Below are 17,532 nucleotides of genomic sequence, written 5' to 3'. Positions count from 1 at the left end.
CTTCAATGCCACTTCGCCGTCATCGGTCTGGAAGGTGTGGGTCGGCAGGTCCTCGACCAGGCCGCCACCCTCGACGCCGCGAATCGCCACGCACCAGCCGTACTTGGAGAACGCGTCGGTGACACGGGCGCCCATGGTGTAGGCGGCGTTCATCCACAGGTACTTGTTGTGGTCGCGACCGTCGACACTCTCGGTGAAGTTGAACTCCTCCACCGGTGTGGTCTCCTCGCCGTAGGGCAGGCGGCCGAGCACGTGGGGCAGCGTCAGGCCCACGTAGCGGGCGTCCTCCGAGTTGCGGAAGGACTTCCACTTGGCGTATTCGACGGTGTCGAAGATCTTGGAGAGATCCCGCGGCCCGGTCATGTCGGTGAACGAATCCCAGCCGAACAGCTCCGGCGAGGCCGAGGAGATGAACGGCGCATGCGCGGCGGCCGCGACGTGGGAAACCTGCTCCAGCAGGTACATGTCCTGCGGATGACGGCCGAACTCGTAGTCGCCGATCATCATGCCGAAGGGTGCGCCACCGAAGGTGCCGTACTCTTCCTCGTAGACCTTCTTGAACAGCGCGCTCTGATCGAACTCGGAGGCCGACTTGAGATCCTTGACCAGGTCCTTCTTGGACGCATTCAACATGTGGATCTTCATGTTGGTGCTGGTTTCGGACTGATCCGTCAGGTACTTGAGGCCGCGCCAGGACGCTTCGAGCTGCTGGAACTCGCTGGCGTGCATGACCTCGTTCAACTGATCCGAGAGCAGCGAGTCGATCTCGGCGATGCGAGAGTCGAGGACCGCGATCAGATCCTTGCTCGGGGTGACTTCGCCCTCCAGCACCTGATTGACCAGCTCGTCGATCAGGTCGCGGGTGCGGGTGCGCTCGGTCTCCGAGCGAGCCACGCGGCTCTCGGAGATGATGCTGTCCAGCAGCGAAGTCTCCGGCGCGAAGACTTCCTGGGTTTCGGTCTGTGACGTGTTGTCGGTCTGATTGTCGGCCATGAAAGACTCCCGTTATTCCTTGTCGCTCTGCGGTTTCGCAGCGGCTTCACGGCCCAGCTCTTCACCCAGGGCCTGGAGTTTGTCGGTGTTCTGCAGCACGTCCATCAACAGCTCTTCGAGCTTGTCGTTGCCGCCCATCTTGTTGCGCAGGTCGGCCAGCTTGTTGCGAACCTCCAGCAGCTTGCGCAGCGGCTCGACCTGACGCACGACTTCCTGCGGTTCGAAATCCTCCATGCGCTTGAAGTTGAGTTCGACCGGTAGCTGCGAGCCGTCGTTGGCGAGGGTGTTGTCGACCCGGTAGCTCAGGCGCGGCTTGACGCCCTTCATGACGCTGTCGAAGTTGTCGCGATCGACATTGACGAACTTGCGATCCTTCAGGCGCGGGAGGGGCTCCAGCGGGTTGCCCGAATAGTCACCCATGACGCCGACCACGAACGGCAGCTCTTTCTTCTCGATGCTGTCGCCGATCTCGACGTCGTAGGTCAGGTGAACTCGCGGTGCTCTCACGCGCGACAGCTTGTGTTGAGTACTTTCGTTCTTGGCCATGAAAGGATCCTCCCTTGAGATGGCGGCTTCGTTGGGTTCGAGGTTGTCGTATCCAGGTCGTGCTTCGCGGTCAGGCGGAAGGCGCCTCCCTGACAGCGGATATCAGCTGCTCCCGCAGGTCGTCCTGCATGGCATCGATCGCCTCCTCGGAGATCAGCTCTTCGAAACTGCGGCTGCCGGAGATTTCGGTGCTGTGGCGGATCACGTCGTCTTCCGGCAGCGTCGAGGCGATGGGGGAACTGATCACGCAGAAGGGGAGTTCGCCGAAATCGTCCAACTGCTGGAATCCGACCGGGAAGCGTAGCCCCTTGAACAGGCGACCCAGGCCACCGGCACGGCTGAAGCAGTGAAACAGCATCAGGTAGTGCACCACGAAACGGTGCAGTTCCGAGCCACTGCGATTGGGATCCTTCACCACCTGGCGGAAACGGCTCAGGTCGAACGACGAGTAACCCACGACCCAGCGGGCCGGGCTGGTCACGCGCACCGTGCCACCGCCCGGCAGGGCGTGGTCGTACTCCAGCGGGAACAGCTCAGGCGTGGAGTTGATGATGTTGAGGGGGACTTCGAGCTCGTTCATCAGGTTGAACGGACGCAGCGCCGCGTGCTTGTCGAACAGCGTGCGGAACTCCTTGAAGTGATGCTGGGTCTCCCGGCCGCTGCCGCGAGGCGCCCCTTGCAGATACTCGCCGAACAGCGGTTGAGGGCGCACCAGCGGCGCCAGGGTCGTGAGATAGTCCGCTGCCTGTGCCTTGAGCAAATCCGACACCATTCGCGTCTGCTTGCGCGAGCGGATGAAGCTATCAACATCGAAGGACTGCGTCATGATCGGTTCCCGGTGCGACGTCGTATCGTCGAGATGAACGTGGCCTCGAATTGGCTATCGATACCAGTCGTGTCACTCCATTGAACATTGACTTGAGACCCATTGTGCCGTGGGCGCCGAAAGACTCAATAGACTGACGATCAAGATTCTACCCATTAACAGAGAACGCAAACTATTGTATCGGAGAATCGATACGGTACTCCGAGGTTATCTGCTATTAATGTTGTAGGTGATCTCTTACATCCCGTGTAATTAAAGGTTATCCAGCCACTCTAGCACGAGTCACGGTTCAATTGTCCTCATCCGCTTCCTCCGCAGGCGACAGATCCGGGGTCAGCAGAGTGAGGGACACGCTGTTGCCGTCGTCGTCGAGTGTCGGCATGCCCTGGTCCGTCAGCGGCTGCAGGTTGCCGTTGTCCATCCGGATGTAGGCGCGGGCATCCCCCACCTCCGGCTGGAGTACGTAAATCTGTCTTTGAAAGTCGCTAATATCTTGATTTTTGGACCATTTTCCCCACTTTGACTTGACTCTTTCACCCCCTGGCGCGTCGATTCTGACCTCGTGCAGGTAGAAGCCGTCGGGGGCGCCGGTGATGGCGTCTCGCTGCAGTATCAGGTCGGTATCGATCCCGCGGCAATCATCGCAAGGCAGCGTTCCCTCGAAGCGTTCGGTAGCCTTGACGTAATTGACCTTGGAGTGAGGGCCGGCTGCGCAAGCGCTGAGCAGCAGGCAAGCCACTGCCGGAGCCCATTTAACGGACTGTGCTTTCATGTGTCGATCTCAAGCTTTTTGTAAATAAATGTTTCTGAGTAAGCCAATGTTAAATTCGACGCTTATTATAGCCATTAAATCTGGTAGGGTGTGTGGCTCACGGGATAAATTGATGCCGATTCTTCTGCGGCACTCAGACTCCGTGAGCTTTCCGGGGACTAAATAATAGAGTGAATGAGACGGCAATGATGGCGTCCGTACGCGTTTTGGGATTGGGTTTGTGCATGGTTCTGCTGGCCGGTTGCGGTGTGGTCGATCGTGTCGGCAACCGCTTCGGCGATACGTGGGCCGGCGATCTGTTCGGCAATCAGGAGCGGGTGCGAGTCACCATCGACAGCGACGATTCGGTCAACCCGGATGTCGATGGCGAACCCTTGTCCGTCGTGGTCAGAATCTACCAGCTCAGCGAACAACCACCCTTCGCCACCGCCTCGCCACGCCAGCTGTGGAGCGAGGGCGAGGATGTGCTTGGCAACAGTCTGCTCTCCCAGCGCGAGGTGACGCTGCTGCCGGGGGAGCAGAAGGTGGATGTCGCGGCCCTGGCACCCAATGCTCAGTTCGTCGGTGTCGCCGCCTTCTTCCGTAATACCGTCAGCGACGACTGGCACGTGGTCTTCGACGCCGAAGAGCTCAGGAACGACGGTCTGTTGAGCGCCTCGGAAGGTGTCCGGCTGCGCCTCGTCGATGACCGCGTCGAAGTCGAGCGTGGGCACGACCTGCTCGGCAAGTAATCCTTCCGGCGTCGGGCCGGCGGCCATTGGAGCGTGTGATCCGACGGGCGGCCGGGCAGGCGTCAGCATTCAGAGGCACGGGACAGGGACGTGAGTAAACACAACCGCATCATGTGGTCGGAGGGGATGTTCCTCCTGCCCCAGCATTTTCAGTATCAGGACGAATTCCATCAGCGCCAGCTGGCCGAATCGCGCCGGGCCCAACACCCTTTCCAGTGGGGCGTGCAGGAGATCGCCTTTGACGAAGGTGCGCTCGAGCAGGGCACGTTGCGGTTGAGCCGACTCAAGCTGGTCTTCCCCGATGGCACTTTGATCGACGCGCCCCAGCACGACCCGCTTCCGCCGGGGCGCAGCCTCGAGGAGCTGGCACGCAATGGTGAGGTCAAGATCTACGCCGCCCTGCGTACGCTGGAACCCTGGTCGCCAAGCTATCTCGACCAGGATGCGCCACGCCACGGCGGGCGGCGCTACGTCCAGCGCTTCGAGACGCGACCCGATCTCAACGAGGGCTCGCTGGAGAACGAGCTGGGCACGCTCGAGCTCAACGCCACGCTGTTGATGGAAGGGGACAGCCTGGATGGGTTCACCCATTGCCCGATCGCGCTGCTCAAGCGCAACGCCGCCGGTGGCTTCAATCTCGAGAGCGAGCGATTCATGCCGCCGGCGCTCCATATCGATGCCGTCTCGCTGCCATTCGACATCGCCAGTCGCCTGATCGGCATGCTGCAGGCGCGAAGCGAGGCACTGTCCGGCCGCCGCCGCGAGCGCGCCGATCAGGTGGCGGAGTTCGGCTCCAGCGACGTCACGCTGTTCTGGCTGCTCTACACCATCAATCGAGCCTATCCGCAGCTGGCGCACTTGTTGGCGCATCCCCGACTGCACCCCGAAACGCTCTATCGCTTTCTGGCCGAGTTCGCCGCCAGCCTGATGACGTTTTCCATGTCCCACAAGCTGGCGGACATCCCGGACTACGACCACCGTGACCCGGCGCCGGCCCTGCTGGGGCTGGAAAGCGTGGTGCGGGAGTTGCTCGAGATCGTGGTGCCCAACCAGTACATCCCCATTCCCCTCGAGCAGACGCGGCCTTCCTACTATGTCGGGCGGCTCAACGACGCTCGGCTCAAGAACGCCGATTTCTACATCAGCGTCCACGCCGACATGCCGGGTGCGCAGATCCTGGAGCTGGTCCCCCGCGCCTTCAAGGTCGGATCGCCGGAGGATATCGAGGTGGTGGTCAATACCGCGATGCCGGGCGGGACGTTGACCCATGCCTCCCGCATGCCCAGCGCGATTCCGGTGCGGCTGGACAACCACTATTTCGCGCTCGAACCCCATGGCGCCGTTTACGAACGCATGATGGACGCCCAGGCGATCGCCTTTTACGTCCCCAGCGGATTCAAGAATCTCAGCATTGAACTGATGGCGGTAATGAAATGACCGAAGCCCTTGCTCATCCCTCCGAGATCGCCGAGCCGCAAACGCTCAAGACCCTGTCGCGCGACTTCATCTCCATGGTCCTGATGGTGCGCCGCGGTCAGCAGGCCGAAAGCGTCGAGCGCTTTCTCGAACGTGTCGATCAGTGGCTGCGCGAATTCGAGGATAAGGCCAGGGCCGAGAATTACAGCGCCGATGCCGTGAAGGACGCCCAATACGCCCTTTGTGCCTTCCTCGACGAGAGCGTGCTCAAGGGCGGGGTGGGCAATATCCGCGAGCATGTCGAGCTGCACCCGTTCCAGTACCGCTATTTTGGTGTGCATCTCGCCGGCGAAGGTTTCTACGACCGCCTCGACAGTCTGCGCAGCGACGTGCGCGCCAATCTGGACGTGCTCGAGGTCTATCACCTCTGTCTCGCGCTCGGCTTCGAAGGCAAGTACAGCCTGGAGAACCGGGACCAGCTGCGCTACATCGCCAATACCCTGGGGCAGGATATCGCCCGCTACCGGCAGCAGAGCGACGAGCGCAACGAGAGCTGGAAGCTGCCGGATCAGGTCGGCCAGCTGTTGCGTTACGAGATCCCGTTGTGGGTCTACCTGCTGGGAATCGTGTTGGTCTGCCTGATCGTCTACGGCGGGCTGCGCTGGTGGCTGGGCAGTGAGACCGACTCGCTGGTCGAGCAGATCCGGCAGCTCTTCAATTCCACCCGCTGACGAGCGAGTTTGACGATGCGTTTTCTTCGATTCCTGCGCTCGCTGAAAGGCTTCTGGCCACTCTCCATCGTGCTGCTGCTGATGGGGCTGGCACTCTGCGCGCTGATTCTGCCGCTGCTGACGCAAGAGCGTGAACTGGTCTTCATCGCCATGGCGCTGGTGGCCGCGCTGTGGCTGCTGGTCGTGGTCATGCGCCAGTATCACCGCATCCGCGCCGAGCGCAGCATCGAGAATCTGGTCGAACTCGAGGTGCACCGCGAAGCGGCCGAGAGCGAGACCGGCGATTACCAGATCCTCAGCGACCGCCTCAAGCACGCCATGGCGATGCAGCGCGCGGCGCGTTCGGTCGATGGCGGCAAGGCCTCGCTCTACGAATTGCCGTGGTATCTGGTGATCGGCATGGCAGCCTCCGGCAAGACCTCGCTGCTGACCCGTTCGTCGCTGGCGGCGACCATGGCCGGCGGCAGCAATCTTTCCGCGGTGAGCGGGACACAGCACTGCGACTGGTACTTCAGTCGCGAAGCGGTGATGGTCGATACCGCCGGGCGCTACCTCGTCGAGGACCGGCCCGCCAGCGAGTTCGCCGACTTTCTCAAGACCCTGCGCAAGCAGCGTCGCAAGCCGGCGATCAACGGTCTGGTGCTGGTCGTCAGCCTTCCCGAGCTGCTCGAGCAGTCGCGGCAGGAAGCCCATGCCCTTGCCGAGCAACTGGTGAGCCGGGTGGTCGAGTATCGTCGCTGTCTGGGCATCAACCCTCCTGTCTACCTGTTCTTCAGCAAGACGGACTTGCTGCCCGGCTTCACCCGCACCTTCGAGGCGCTGGATGCCACCGAGCGCCAGCGTCCGTGGGGGCTGACCTTCTCGCTGGACGAGCTGCGTCGAGAAGGTGTGATCAGCGCCTTCCAGCGGCGTTTCCCGAGGCTGGTCGCGAACCTGCGTCAACGCGTCGACCGGCGGATGATAGAGGAGGGGGCCGACGCCGACAGCGAACTGCTCCGCTTCCCCGACTACTTCGCCGAATTGTTCGGCGTGCTGAGCGACTTCCTCGAGCAGTTCGACATTCCCCAGCAGGGCGAGCAGGCGCCGGTATTACGAGGCCTCTATTTCACCAGCGCCTTGCAGTCCGGCCCCGCGCTCCCGCCGTTGCTGGATGATCAGACTCGCGCCGAATTCGCGCTCGCGCCGAGCGAGACCGGCACGGCGGCGGCCCATGCCGGGGAGAAGAGCTACTTCATTACCGACACCTTTCGCGAGGTGGTCTTCCCCGATCGCAACCTGAGTCTCTACTACTCGCAACGGGGTGAGCGGCGCACGCTGCCGACGTTCATGATCGGCACCCTGGGGGCGCTCGGCGTCGCGGCCATCGCGGCCCAGGGCTGGTCTGCCTACAACAACAAGCTATGGGTCGATCATATCCAGCACCGTCTGGATGAGATCATGACCGGCAACAGCACCGGTCGCCTCAAGCCCCACGAACGCCGCGAGATGCTTGGCGATCTGGAACAGCAGCTGGCCGCCATCGAGCGGCATCGCGAGAACGGCGTGCCCCTCAAGCTGGATCTGGGGCTCTATCAAGGGGAAGCCCTCCGGGAGCCGCTGAAACAGGCCTGGTCGGAGCTGCTCCGAGAGGACGTCCTCCAGCCTCTGGCGTGGCGATTGACCCGTCAATTGCGCTCCCTCGACAGTTTCGGCACACCGGATGGGGACATCGACACTGCCAGCGCCGATGCCGAGCCGCGGGCCGCGGATGAGCGGGAAACCCGCCGCGATACCGGTGCGGTGGAGGATCGTGGCCAGGCGATCGGTCGTGATGCCATGGATCGCATGCGTGAGCGTTCCACCTCGAGACCCACGCTGGGCAGCGTGCCGACCAGTGCCTCGGAACTGGGCAGTCGTGCTCGCAGCGAGCTGCGCTCGCGGACCACGGACAGTGCCAGGGATGCCTGGTATTCCGCTCGCAGCAACGCGGAGACCGAGCTCGAGGAGGGACTGCGTGACCGCACCAGCGCGCTGGGGACAGCCGTGGGTGACAGCGATGGCGACGAATCGACACTGGCGCTTTCCGGTGAACAGGGCCCCTCTCTGTCCGAGGAGATGTTGACCCGGTTGAGCCAGGAGGATGTCGAACAACTGATCGAGAGCTACTCCTCGCTCAAGCTCTACCTGATTCTGACCGACCCGGCGGCGCACCGGGACCAGGGCGACTTCGTCGCGTCGGCCCTGCCACGGTTGTGGCAGGATGCGGTGCGGCGCCGCGGACTGTCCCGCACTCGCGACAGCATCATGGACAATGCCGCGCTCTACGTGCATTACCTGCAGCAGGGGACGGCGCCGGCGCTCGAGCGGGATGACAGCCTGGTCGCCGATAGCCGCGAGCGCCTCAATGCGTTTTTGATCGACAGCAGCCTGGTGGATCGCGAGTACCTGCGCTACCAGCTCGACGTCGAGGAGCGCTACGATCCGCTGACGCTATCCAGAATGGCACCGGAGATGCCCGGACGGCTGTTCTACTCCAGCCGCGCCGTGCCCGCCTTCTATACCCGGCAGGTCTGGGACGAGTATCTTCGTCCGGCGATCATCGAGACCGTGTCCGGCGACCTGCAGCGCGAGTCCGATTGGGTTCTCGATGACGAGGACGTCGACGATGCCGTCCAGTCCAAGGCGCGCTTCGTCAGCCAGTTGATGGCTCGCTACAAGCGGGATTACGCCATCGCCTGGGAGCGCTTCCTCGGCAATACCCACGTCTCCCGTTTCGATACGCTCGATCAGGCCAGTGACCGGCTGGCCGCGTTGAGCGACCTGCAGGGGTCGCCGTTGCGACAGGTGCTGGAAGCGGTCAAGGCCAACACCGGCTGGGACGATCCCAAGGCGACCGACGAACAAGGGCAGGCCGAAGGCAAGGCTCAGGACCAGAGTTTCTGGGGACGCGTGATGAGTGTCTTCGACGGTGGCGGCGGCAATGGGCCGGCGGTGGACCTGGCGACGTTGCCACGCATCAACGATGGGGCACTGGCGCGTCACTTCCGGCCGGTGACGCGGATGCTCTCCGCGGACGAGGCGACGGGAAGCGACAACTCCGTTCTCAACCAGTATCTGCTCGATCTGCGTCAGCTCAAGGTGCGAGTCGACAACGTCCGCAGCGCCCAGGACGTGGGGCGCAGCAGCAAGTCGCTGATCATGGCGACGCTCTCGGGCCAGCCCACCGAGATCAACGGCCTGCGCAACTTCGTGGCCTCCCGGGTGGACACCTCGCGGGCGCCGCTGGTACAGGCCCTGGAACCGCTGTTCCGGACGCCGATCGAGGATACCTGGGCTGCGCTCAACGAACCTGCCAAGAATCAACTCAACGCCGCCTGGGACGACAAGATCGTCACGCCGTGGGATCAAATGGTGGCCGGCCGTTATCCGGTCAGCGACTCGGTCAACGAAGCTTCGGTGCGGGATCTGGAGTATTTCATCGATCCGGATCAGGGCGCGCTTTCCCAGTTCCGTCAGGACGAAATCGGCGACCTCGCCGGCTCGGGCAGCGGCCAGCGTTCACCGATGGTCGATCCACGCATGCTCTCCAGCATCGACGACGCCACGGCACTGGGACGCGTCATCGATAGCCTCTCGGACCTGCGCAACGGCTTCGAACTGCAGGTCAACCCCACCGCCGGGCTGACCGATATCATCCTGACGATCGATGGCCAGCGTCTGCACTATCGCAACAACACCCAGTCCTGGGAGCGGCTGACCTGGCCGGGCGATGGCGAATCCTTCGGGGCGCGCATGGATATCATCAACCGTAACGGGCAGCGCCACACTGTATTCGACTACCCCAACCGATGGGGCTTCCTGCGCATGATCGAGAGCGCCCATATCACCCCGATCGACAGCGCCCGTCAGCGTTTCAGCTGGCGAACCTACATGGGGACCGTGAGCTTCGATGTGCGCAACTTCGGTGGCGTGAAGATATCGGATCTGCGGCGCATCAAGTCTCTGAACATTCCGCAGATGAGCCGGTGACGCCGGAGCGACCACGGCAACGACAGGGTAACGAAGGAAATGGCACAGGCGATGGGGAAGGAATCTGCATGATCGGCTGCTTTGGCAAGATTCCCTCGAAAGCCGATTTCGTGGGGGTGAACGCCGCCGGCACGGTGATCCAGGAGCTCGATCAGTGGCTGCAGAGCGCGCTGGTTCGATTCCTGGATCATGAAGACTGGATGCATCGATTCGATGCGCTGCCGGTCTGCTTCTTTCACTATCACGCTCGCAACGGCAGCGATGTGATGGGAGCGATGATCAGCTCCTCCGACGCTTCCGGGCGTCGCTACCCGTTCTTCATCTTTCAGCTGCTGAAAGGGGAAGGGCGGCCGCCGGTGCTGCCGTTCCTGCATACGCTGGGCGAGATCTTCGCCGGTCAGGCGCGGCAGATCCTGACCGATTCGGTACACGGACAGACGCCGATCGATCCCACAGTCGCGATCAACGAGATGCGACTCTGGAACGATCAGGATCTGGCGCTCTACCAGCGTATCCACGAGCGGTTCCTGCTGGACTACACCTTCGACGATATCGCCCGGGCGCTGGAGTGGGGGTGGCCGGAATTCATCGCCGGCGCCTGCCTGCATCGTCTGCACTATGCGCTGGAGAGTTGGGAAGCGGGCAGCACGCTGGCGGTGCTGTTGCCGCTGCCCGCCGAGCGCGGACTGAAACGCCCGGTAGCGGATCTGTGGCAGCAGTGGCTGGGTAGCGCCTGCCGCGGCGGGGCGCCGGTCATGAGCCTGTTGATCGACGATTTCATGCGCCCGCGTCTGTTGCTGATGCCCGTCTGGCAGAGCGCTGAGGCGTTTTTCGAGGTGCTCTCGAATCCCGGCGACCGCCGCTTGTGCATCGATGTGCTGGCGCCTTTCGCTGATGAAGAACCGCATCCGGGGACCTTGCCGCTGCCGGACACCCGGCTGAACCTGGCCGATTTCATGACTCGTTTTCCACGCGGCAATCAGGTGCCGTGAGCGAGCTAGATTGAGCAGATGTGCTAATGAAACGTTTGAAACTCGCTTATCTGAAATACGCCTTCTTCAAATACCAGCCCTATATCCTGGGGCTGCTGTTCTTCGCCGCCATCTTCCTGGTCTGGCGTCTGGGCGTGGCATTCGGCTTTTCGTCCCTGGCCAGCCTGCTCGCGGGTATCGTGCTGTTCCTGCTGGTGTCGGCGATCTACGTGCTGTTGCTCTACCGGGGCGTGGGGCAGAAGCGCAACCTGGAACACCTGCTGATGGAGGACGCCGATGCCGCGGTGCTGGATGCCAGCCCGCAGGACCGTGAAGAGATCAGCCTGCTTCGCGAGCGGCTGCTCAAGACCATCGAGCGGCTGAAGAAAAGCGGTCGAGGAAAAGGCAGGGGCGGCAAGGACGCGCTCTACGCGCTGCCATGGTACATGATCGTCGGCCAGCCGGCGGCGGGCAAGAGCACCATGGTCTATCAGTCCGGTCTCAACTTCCCTTTCGCCGAACGGGAAAACGCACGTGTCGCCGGCATGGGCGGGACACGTCACTGCGACTGGTTCTTCAGTTCCGACGCCATCCTGCTGGATACGGCGGGCCGGTACATGAACAGTGAAGAGGAAGCCGGCAAGTGGAAGGGGTTCCTGTCGCTGCTGAAGCAGCATCGGCGGCGCTGTCCGCTCAATGGCCTGATCGTCGCGGTCAATATCAGCGATGTCGTCCAGGCCAGCGATTCCCAGCGCAACAATCTGGCTCGGCGCCTGCGGGAGCGTATACAGGAGGCGCGCGAGCATCTGGAAGCGCGCTTGCCGATCTATCTGGTCTTTACCAAGTGCGATCTGATCGAAGGGTTCACGACCTTCTTCGAGCGTCTCGATCCGCAGCGCCAGAGCGACGTGCTTGGGCATACCTTCGCGCATCAGCAGCCCAGCGACGTGAACTGGAGCCAGCAGTTCGATGCCGCCCTGGAGAAGCTCTGCCGGCACTGGTTGCAGATGGGTGACGATGAGATCGTCCAGCGGGATATCGTCGACACGCGGCGGGACGTCGCCGCATTCCGGTTTCCCCTCGAACTGGCCGCACTGCGCGAGCCGCTGACCCGGTTCGTCGAGGCGTTGACCAATGCCAACCCCTACCAGAGCGCACCCTTGCTGCGTGGCTTCTATTTCGTCAGCGCGCTGCAGGGTGGAGATGTCATCGAGGGCGAGCACGCCGGGCGCGTCGGACGCCATTTTTCCCTGGCCCGGCCCGAGACGTTGAGCGGCGAGCGGACCCAGCACCCGTTCTTCATCGCCAACCTGTTTCGCCAGGTCATCATCGCCGACCAGCATCTGGCCGGGCTGTATGCGAGCGACGTTCGAGGTCGTCGTCGCAAGTTGCGCTGGACGCTGGTCGCGGGGCTGATCGGTGCCCTCTGCTGCGGGCTATGGATCACCTCCGCCATGCGCAACCACGGCGAGATCGAGGCGATGTCGGGAACCTTCGCCGACGCCGTCGAACAGGATGACCGCCAGCCGTCACAGTATGCGCGCTGGTCGAGCCTGGATGCGCTGAGGGAGTGGGGCAGCCACTACTATCAGCGTCGCCATGGCGAGGGCGTGCCCTGGTCCATGGGGTGGGGGCTTTATCAGGGGGATCGGATCGAGCCGGCCATTCGCCAACGCTACTTCGATCAACTGCAACCGGTGATGCTGGAGCCGGTCGAGCAGAACCTGACCCGTTCGCTGTTCACCCTCACTACCATCGACGTCTATCGTCGCAGCAGCGACGAGCTGCACGCCGTCGAGGGGCCGGAGACCGTCGCCCCCTATGCGCGCCCCCGGGACAACAGCGCGGAATCGTTGGCCAAGTTCGGTCGCTCCACCCTGAATACCTATCTGATGATGTCGGACATCGATCGTGGCGACATCGACGCCGACGCGCTGCGGGCCCGGTTGCCAGCGTTCTGGTATCCCGCGATAGCGAAACGTACCGGTACCGAGATCGATGAAGACCAGGCGGACTATCGCTACGCCGGGCGCCAGCTCGACTTCTACAGTCGGCAGATCCAGGAGAGCGACGTGCCGAGAATTTCCGCCAATGCCTTCCTGGTCTCCAGCAGTCGTAATTACATCGACAGCCTGCTGGAGCAGACGCTGACCAGTTCCGAGACCATCGTGCTGGAGTCCGACACGCTCTTCGCTTTCGGGCGCGGCGACTACGCCGGGCTGCAGGCGGCGGGGCAGAAGGAACTGGACGAACTGGCCGAGCGGCTGCTCAACACCCAGGACCTGGGGCAGATCCTGATCACCGGTCACGCGGACCCGATCGGCAACGAGCGAGCCAACCAGCAGCTCTCGCTGCAGCGAGCCATGACGATTCGCCAGTACCTGATCGGCAAGGGGGTCCCCGCCGGGCTGATCGAAGCCAAGGGAGCGGGGAGCGAGCGTCCGCTGGTGACGTGTGATCGCAGCCAGCCGCGTGCGCAGCTTATCGACTGTCTGGCGCCCAATCGTCGGGTCGAGATCGAGGTCAGGAAGCAGGAGTGAGCGATATTTCCGCCAATCGCGGAGCCCTGAATGTAACAAATTGAATCAGATGTATTTAAATGTGTTCATTGTCTTTAAAGTTTAAGAAGGCCATATATAATCTGAGTTAATCGGCGTTTTGTGAGGAATTGCATCGGGTAGCGTCATTTTGAAACATATCGGTCGTGTAGGAAATTGGATATGAAAGGTGTCGTCGATTTCCTACGGATTATGGTTTTTAGATGACAAAATTTCGTGTCGAAAGACGACATGCGATTTTCTGGCGTTGTTTTTTCTCAATGGAAACAGCTGGTTGATCTGGTGAAGGAGGTCTTTCTTCGTCACGACTTGTGACGATGGATTGGCAAAGAGATGCCGCTCATGAGCATGGGCCCAGGCCGATTTTATTCGTGAGGGTGTCTTCCCGTAAGTGAGAAACTAGGAGAACTGAGCAAAATGGCTTTTGACGCATACCTCAAAATCGACGGCATCCCCGGTGAAAGTCTTGACGACAAGCACCCGGATTGGATCGAACTGAAGAGCTTCGACTTTGGTGCTAGTCAAGCGACTTCCGCAACGGCTAGCTCATCCGGTGGCGCTTCTGCAGAACGCGTCAATCTGAGTGAGTTCCGTATTCAGAAGTTCGTCGACAAGGCCTCTGCCAAGCTGTTCGAATCCTGCTGCAAGGGTCAGCACATCAAGGAAGTGGTGCTGCACGTCAACCGCGCGGGTGGCGACAAGGTTCGCTACATGGAGATCAAGCTCGAGGAAGTGATCGTCTCTTCCACCGAGATGGAAGGCACCTCCACCTCGACTGGCTTCGAGCAGAGCGAGAACGAAGATCGTCACGATCTGCCGTACGAGACCGTCAAGTTCAACTACGCGCGGATCAAGATCACCTACACCCAGCAGAAACGCTCCGATGGCCAGGGTGGCGGCAACGTTGCGGGTGGCTGGGATCGCACGCGTAACAAGGTCTACGCCTGATCTTGTCCTGCCGCCCTTCGGGGCGGTTCAACGACATACCCATCGGCCGTGGCGGCGGAAGGTGGGTATGTTGCCGGTCGGCCTGATCCGGGCGATGTTCCCTGTGACGGGACGGCTTACCGGCTGCAACCGGATTTGCCGTTGGTTGACCCAGGCAGGGCGAGCCCTTTCTGCGTGAGCCAATGCCGACGCTGGCTGGACGACGCCGAAGTCCACCGCGACGCGAAATGATCATGAGGTCGAAGATATGGATCAACTCGGCGAACTCTCCATCGATGCGCTTCTCGCACCCATCGAGGGCGGCAGCCATGGTGGTAGTGGGGAAGACCTGACCTTTTCGATACTGTTCGACGAGATCAAGGAAGCGCGTCGAGCGGACCCTGCCTATCTCCCCCAGGGGGAGTGGCAGACCGAGCTCAAGCAGTCCGACTGGGGGCAGGTGATCAATCTGACCAGCACCGCGCTGGAGACCCAGAGCAAGGACCTGCAGCTCGCTGCCTGGCTGTGTGAAGGGCTGGTGCATCGCGAGGGCTTCGACGGCATGCGCTTCGGGCTGACGCTCACCGCGCGCCTGCTCGACGACTACTGGGAAACGCTCTATCCCGAGCTCGACGAAGAGGATCTCGACGAGCGCGCGGCGCGCCTGGCCTGGCTCGGCGATACCCTGGTCAACGTCGTGCGATCGTTGCCGTTGGTCGCCGGCGAGGGTTATAGCCTTGCGGACTACGACGAATCCCGCCAGGTGGAGAACCAGGCTCGCAACGACCCGGATGCCATGGATCGGGCATTGGGTGAAGGCAAGATCAACGACGAGATATTCCAGCGCTCGGTGGTGCTCAGCAGCACCGAGTTCCTGCAGGAGCGCCACGCCTCCATCGCCGCCTCGCTGGTGTCGCTGTCGCAACTGGATCAGATGAGTGACGAGCGCTTCGGCCGTGACGCGCCGAGTTTTTCGTCACTCGAGAAAGTGCTGGTTCAGTGCCGCGACCTGACCGAAAAGCTGCTTCGGGACCGCGGTGCCGGCGTCGCGGTCGATGAGGAAGCCGCAGCCCTTGCCGAGGCGGAAGCCGAAGCGCCGGGGCGCGTCGAGCCCAGTTTCATACCTCCTGCCACCGAGCCCGCCGGTCAACTGCGCACCAAGCCCAACAGTCGTGACGAGGCTTTCGAGATGCTCAACGGCGTCGCGCGCTACTTCAAGGAGCGCGAGCCGCACAGCCCGGTGCCTTACCTGATCGAACGAGCGGTGAAGTGGGGTCGCATGCCGCTTGAAGAGTGGCTCAAGGATGTGATCAAGGACAACGGCGTCATCGACAACATCCGCGACACCCTGGGTACGCAGCCCAAGGATGACGACTACTGACCATGTCTCGTGCCTCGATTTTCGATCTACTCCACCAACGTCAGCGGCCTCCCGAGCCGGTCGAGGAGACGACCTCGGCGCGCAGTGACTACTACGCCGACAGACTGCGGCTACTCGATGGCGTGGCTTTGACCGCGTCCGGCTTCGTCGGTGCCGGGACGGTGCCGGAGGCTCAGTCGCCGACGCTTTCACCCGCGCTCCATGGTCCGGACGGATTTCGTCTGCTGGTGCACCGGGTCGCCGACGCCATGCCTGTTCGGGAGCCTCGGCTGGGACGTTTAGAAGCCAAGGCATCACGGCTCCATGAGTTGGTACAGACGATCGTGATCGAGGCGCTGATGATGCTCGAGGCGCTGCCGGAAGAGGCCGCCTTCGATGTGGTGCTGACGGCGCCGCTGCGCTCGCCTGAAGCGACCGCCATCGTCGTCGAGCGTCTACGGAGCGCCATTGTCGAGACGCAATACGCCTCGGCCTTGGGAGAGATACATCACACCACGCGAGGTGGCGCCCCGCACGCCGCGCTGGGCGTCGGCGATGGCGGAGGTATGCCCTACGTCCTGTGGATCAGCGCGGACTCTCTGCTCAATGAAGAGGACGTCGCCGCGCTGCAGCAGCGCCGTGTCATGGGGCGCTCCTCGAACAGTCCGGGGCTGTACGTGGGAGAGGCCGTCGTGGCGCTGCTGATGCAGCGACTACTGTCTGAAGATGCCGTCTTCGATAGTGGTTGGCGAATCGATGCAGGTGTCGTCCGAGACCATCCCGCCCGGTCGACGCAACGCGATCATGCCAAGCGCCAGGCCCTGCTCGAACTGTTGATGGACGCCTGGCCTCCGCCTGCCACGGCTCCGGGCGCTGAGGTTGGCGAGGTCCAGGCGCCGGGTGCGCCTGCCGACGACGTTAGCGGGAGTGCCGCCCCGGCACGGGTCGTCATCGATGCCATGGGGCTGCCCGGCAGGGCGGTCGAGATCGGCAGCGCGCTGATCGAGCGCTGGCCGGAGATCGACATGATCGACGATGGCGTGAGTGTCGATCAGTTCTGTGGCTGGCCCGGCGAGGCGGTTACGGCGATGACGTTGGTACTGGCGATGGCGTCGCTCTCGCCGCTGGACAGCGCGGTCGTGATCCGCGTGGAAGATGAAACCCGCTCGACGGTATGGAGCTTGCGATCCTGCGCGGCCGAAACCGCGCAGCGCGAGGATCATTCGTGACCGCTGTCGCCGTTGTGTGACGAGATCAGCGAGGCGCCGCAGGCGGTCTTGTGGCCATGCAGCGCCACCGGCTTGCCGTTGATCTTCATGGTCGGATGACCTTCGACGATGGCGTTGGTGCTGCCGTGACCGTCTTTCGGACAGGTGACCTTGTCGCCGACACAGGCAACCGGTTTGCCGTCGATCAGATAATTGCTTTGCGCGGTGATGACTTTGCCGCCGTGGCTGGTGGCGTCACCGAGTACAACGATGCCTTTCATCGGTCCGGGCTTCCTGGCAAGTGTGAGAGGTCGAGTCCGACCAAGCGGGCTCATCAACGAGCATTAATTTAGCCATCGACACCCGGGCGGCACAAGCAGTGGGTGGTGTGATGGTGAAGCGGCCAGGAGGCAGGGACAATGCTGGATAGCCTACTCGACACCTTCGACATCGACCTGTCGCAGTCCCAGCGGCTGCTGACCCTC

Annotated in this window: 14 protein-coding genes; 9 read left to right on the top strand and 5 right to left on the bottom strand. The window is 62.4% G+C overall.

The window, feature by feature from the left end; all coding sequences use genetic code 11:
- The 4 genes from tssC to Q0602_RS10500 all read right to left on the bottom strand — a co-directional run.
- Positions 1–993: type VI secretion system contractile sheath large subunit (gene tssC / locus Q0602_RS10515; protein WP_298842659.1), on the bottom strand; the 993-nt coding region annotated here is incomplete at its 3' end.
- 12 nt (positions 994–1,005) lie between these two features.
- The gene (gene tssB / locus Q0602_RS10510; protein ID WP_110598244.1) at positions 1,006–1,539 is read right to left on the bottom strand and encodes a type VI secretion system contractile sheath small subunit; all 534 of its coding nucleotides are present in this window, start codon (positions 1,537–1,539) and stop codon (positions 1,006–1,008) included.
- Between the two features lie 70 nt (positions 1,540–1,609).
- On the bottom strand, positions 1,610–2,365 hold the full coding sequence (locus Q0602_RS10505) for a hypothetical protein (RefSeq protein WP_295039628.1): 756 nt from the start codon (positions 2,363–2,365) through the stop codon (positions 1,610–1,612).
- 289 nt (positions 2,366–2,654) lie between these two features.
- Positions 2,655–3,137, bottom strand: coding sequence for a copper resistance protein NlpE N-terminal domain-containing protein (locus tag Q0602_RS10500; protein WP_295039626.1), 483 nt, complete (start codon positions 3,135–3,137; stop codon positions 2,655–2,657).
- A gap of 224 nt (positions 3,138–3,361) precedes the next feature.
- Here Q0602_RS10500 and tssJ point away from each other — a divergent pair, with 224 nt between their 5' ends.
- The 9 genes from tssJ to Q0602_RS10455 all read left to right on the top strand — a co-directional run bounded on the left by tssJ (position 3,362) and on the right by Q0602_RS10455 (position 17,068).
- Positions 3,362–3,868 carry a type VI secretion system lipoprotein TssJ gene (tssJ, locus tag Q0602_RS10495; RefSeq protein WP_298842655.1) on the top strand — a complete coding sequence of 169 codons (507 nt, stop codon included), beginning with the start codon at positions 3,362–3,364 and terminating at the stop codon, positions 3,866–3,868.
- 90 nt (positions 3,869–3,958) lie between these two features.
- Positions 3,959–5,305 carry a type VI secretion system baseplate subunit TssK gene (gene tssK / locus Q0602_RS10490; protein ID WP_298842652.1) on the top strand — a complete coding sequence of 449 codons (1,347 nt, stop codon included), beginning with the start codon at positions 3,959–3,961 and terminating at the stop codon, positions 5,303–5,305.
- Entirely contained in the window at positions 5,302–6,015 is a 714-nt protein-coding gene (icmH, locus tag Q0602_RS10485) for a type IVB secretion system protein IcmH/DotU (protein WP_298842649.1), read from the top strand. The genes tssK and icmH overlap by 4 nt, the downstream gene beginning before the upstream one ends.
- Positions 6,016–6,030: 15 nt before the next feature.
- The gene (locus tag Q0602_RS10480) at positions 6,031–10,023 is read left to right on the top strand and encodes a type VI secretion protein IcmF/TssM N-terminal domain-containing protein (RefSeq protein ID WP_298842646.1); all 3,993 of its coding nucleotides are present in this window, start codon (positions 6,031–6,033) and stop codon (positions 10,021–10,023) included.
- Between the two features lie 68 nt (positions 10,024–10,091).
- Entirely contained in the window at positions 10,092–11,015 is a 924-nt protein-coding gene (tagF, locus tag Q0602_RS10475; RefSeq protein WP_298842642.1) for a type VI secretion system-associated protein TagF, read from the top strand.
- Positions 11,016–11,041: 26 nt separating this feature from the next.
- Entirely contained in the window at positions 11,042–13,534 is a 2,493-nt protein-coding gene (gene tssM / locus Q0602_RS10470; RefSeq protein ID WP_298842639.1) for a type VI secretion system membrane subunit TssM, read from the top strand.
- A 435-nt stretch (positions 13,535–13,969) separates the two neighbouring features.
- Positions 13,970–14,500: a type VI secretion system tube protein Hcp gene (locus Q0602_RS10465; protein ID WP_110714401.1), complete on the top strand. Its 531-nt coding sequence runs from the start codon at positions 13,970–13,972 to the stop codon at positions 14,498–14,500.
- A gap of 247 nt (positions 14,501–14,747) precedes the next feature.
- A complete protein-coding gene (gene tssA, locus Q0602_RS10460) occupies positions 14,748–15,860 on the top strand; it encodes a type VI secretion system protein TssA (protein WP_298842635.1) in 1,113 nt (370 codons plus the stop codon).
- A 2-nt stretch (positions 15,861–15,862) separates the two neighbouring features.
- Entirely contained in the window at positions 15,863–17,068 is a 1,206-nt protein-coding gene (locus tag Q0602_RS10455) for a hypothetical protein (protein WP_298842632.1), read from the top strand.
- Here the strand turns inward: Q0602_RS10455 and Q0602_RS10450 are convergent.
- Positions 17,059–17,328 carry a PAAR domain-containing protein gene (locus Q0602_RS10450; protein ID WP_075562149.1) on the bottom strand — a complete coding sequence of 90 codons (270 nt, stop codon included), beginning with the start codon at positions 17,326–17,328 and terminating at the stop codon, positions 17,059–17,061. The genes Q0602_RS10455 and Q0602_RS10450 overlap by 10 nt on opposite strands.
- Positions 17,329–17,532: the final 204 nt, after the last annotated feature.

It is taken from the genome of uncultured Salinicola sp., from assembly GCF_937921195.1.
In the GTDB taxonomy this organism is placed as follows: Bacteria; Pseudomonadota; Gammaproteobacteria; order Pseudomonadales; family Halomonadaceae; genus Salinicola.
Note: the sequence above shows the minus strand (reverse complement) of the source record. Positions and strands in the feature narration are given on the sequence as shown.

Coding starts and splice junctions, on each gene's coding strand:
- tssB (WP_110598244.1), bottom strand. CDS start 1,539: ATGGCCAAGAACGAAAGTACTCAACACAAGCTGTCGCGCGTGAGAGCA.
- Q0602_RS10505 (WP_295039628.1), bottom strand. CDS start 2,365: ATGACGCAGTCCTTCGATGTTGATAGCTTCATCCGCTCGCGCAAGCAG.
- Q0602_RS10500 (WP_295039626.1), bottom strand. CDS start 3,137: ATGAAAGCACAGTCCGTTAAATGGGCTCCGGCAGTGGCTTGCCTGCTG.
- tssJ (WP_298842655.1), top strand. CDS start 3,362: ATGGTTCTGCTGGCCGGTTGCGGTGTGGTCGATCGTGTCGGCAACCGC.
- icmH (WP_298842649.1), top strand. CDS start 5,302: ATGACCGAAGCCCTTGCTCATCCCTCCGAGATCGCCGAGCCGCAAACG.
- Q0602_RS10480 (WP_298842646.1), top strand. CDS start 6,031: ATGCGTTTTCTTCGATTCCTGCGCTCGCTGAAAGGCTTCTGGCCACTC.
- tagF (WP_298842642.1), top strand. CDS start 10,092: ATGATCGGCTGCTTTGGCAAGATTCCCTCGAAAGCCGATTTCGTGGGG.
- tssM (WP_298842639.1), top strand. CDS start 11,042: ATGAAACGTTTGAAACTCGCTTATCTGAAATACGCCTTCTTCAAATAC.
- Q0602_RS10465 (WP_110714401.1), top strand. CDS start 13,970: ATGGCTTTTGACGCATACCTCAAAATCGACGGCATCCCCGGTGAAAGT.
- tssA (WP_298842635.1), top strand. CDS start 14,748: ATGGATCAACTCGGCGAACTCTCCATCGATGCGCTTCTCGCACCCATC.
- Q0602_RS10455 (WP_298842632.1), top strand. CDS start 15,863: ATGTCTCGTGCCTCGATTTTCGATCTACTCCACCAACGTCAGCGGCCT.
- Q0602_RS10450 (WP_075562149.1), bottom strand. CDS start 17,328: ATGAAAGGCATCGTTGTACTCGGTGACGCCACCAGCCACGGCGGCAAA.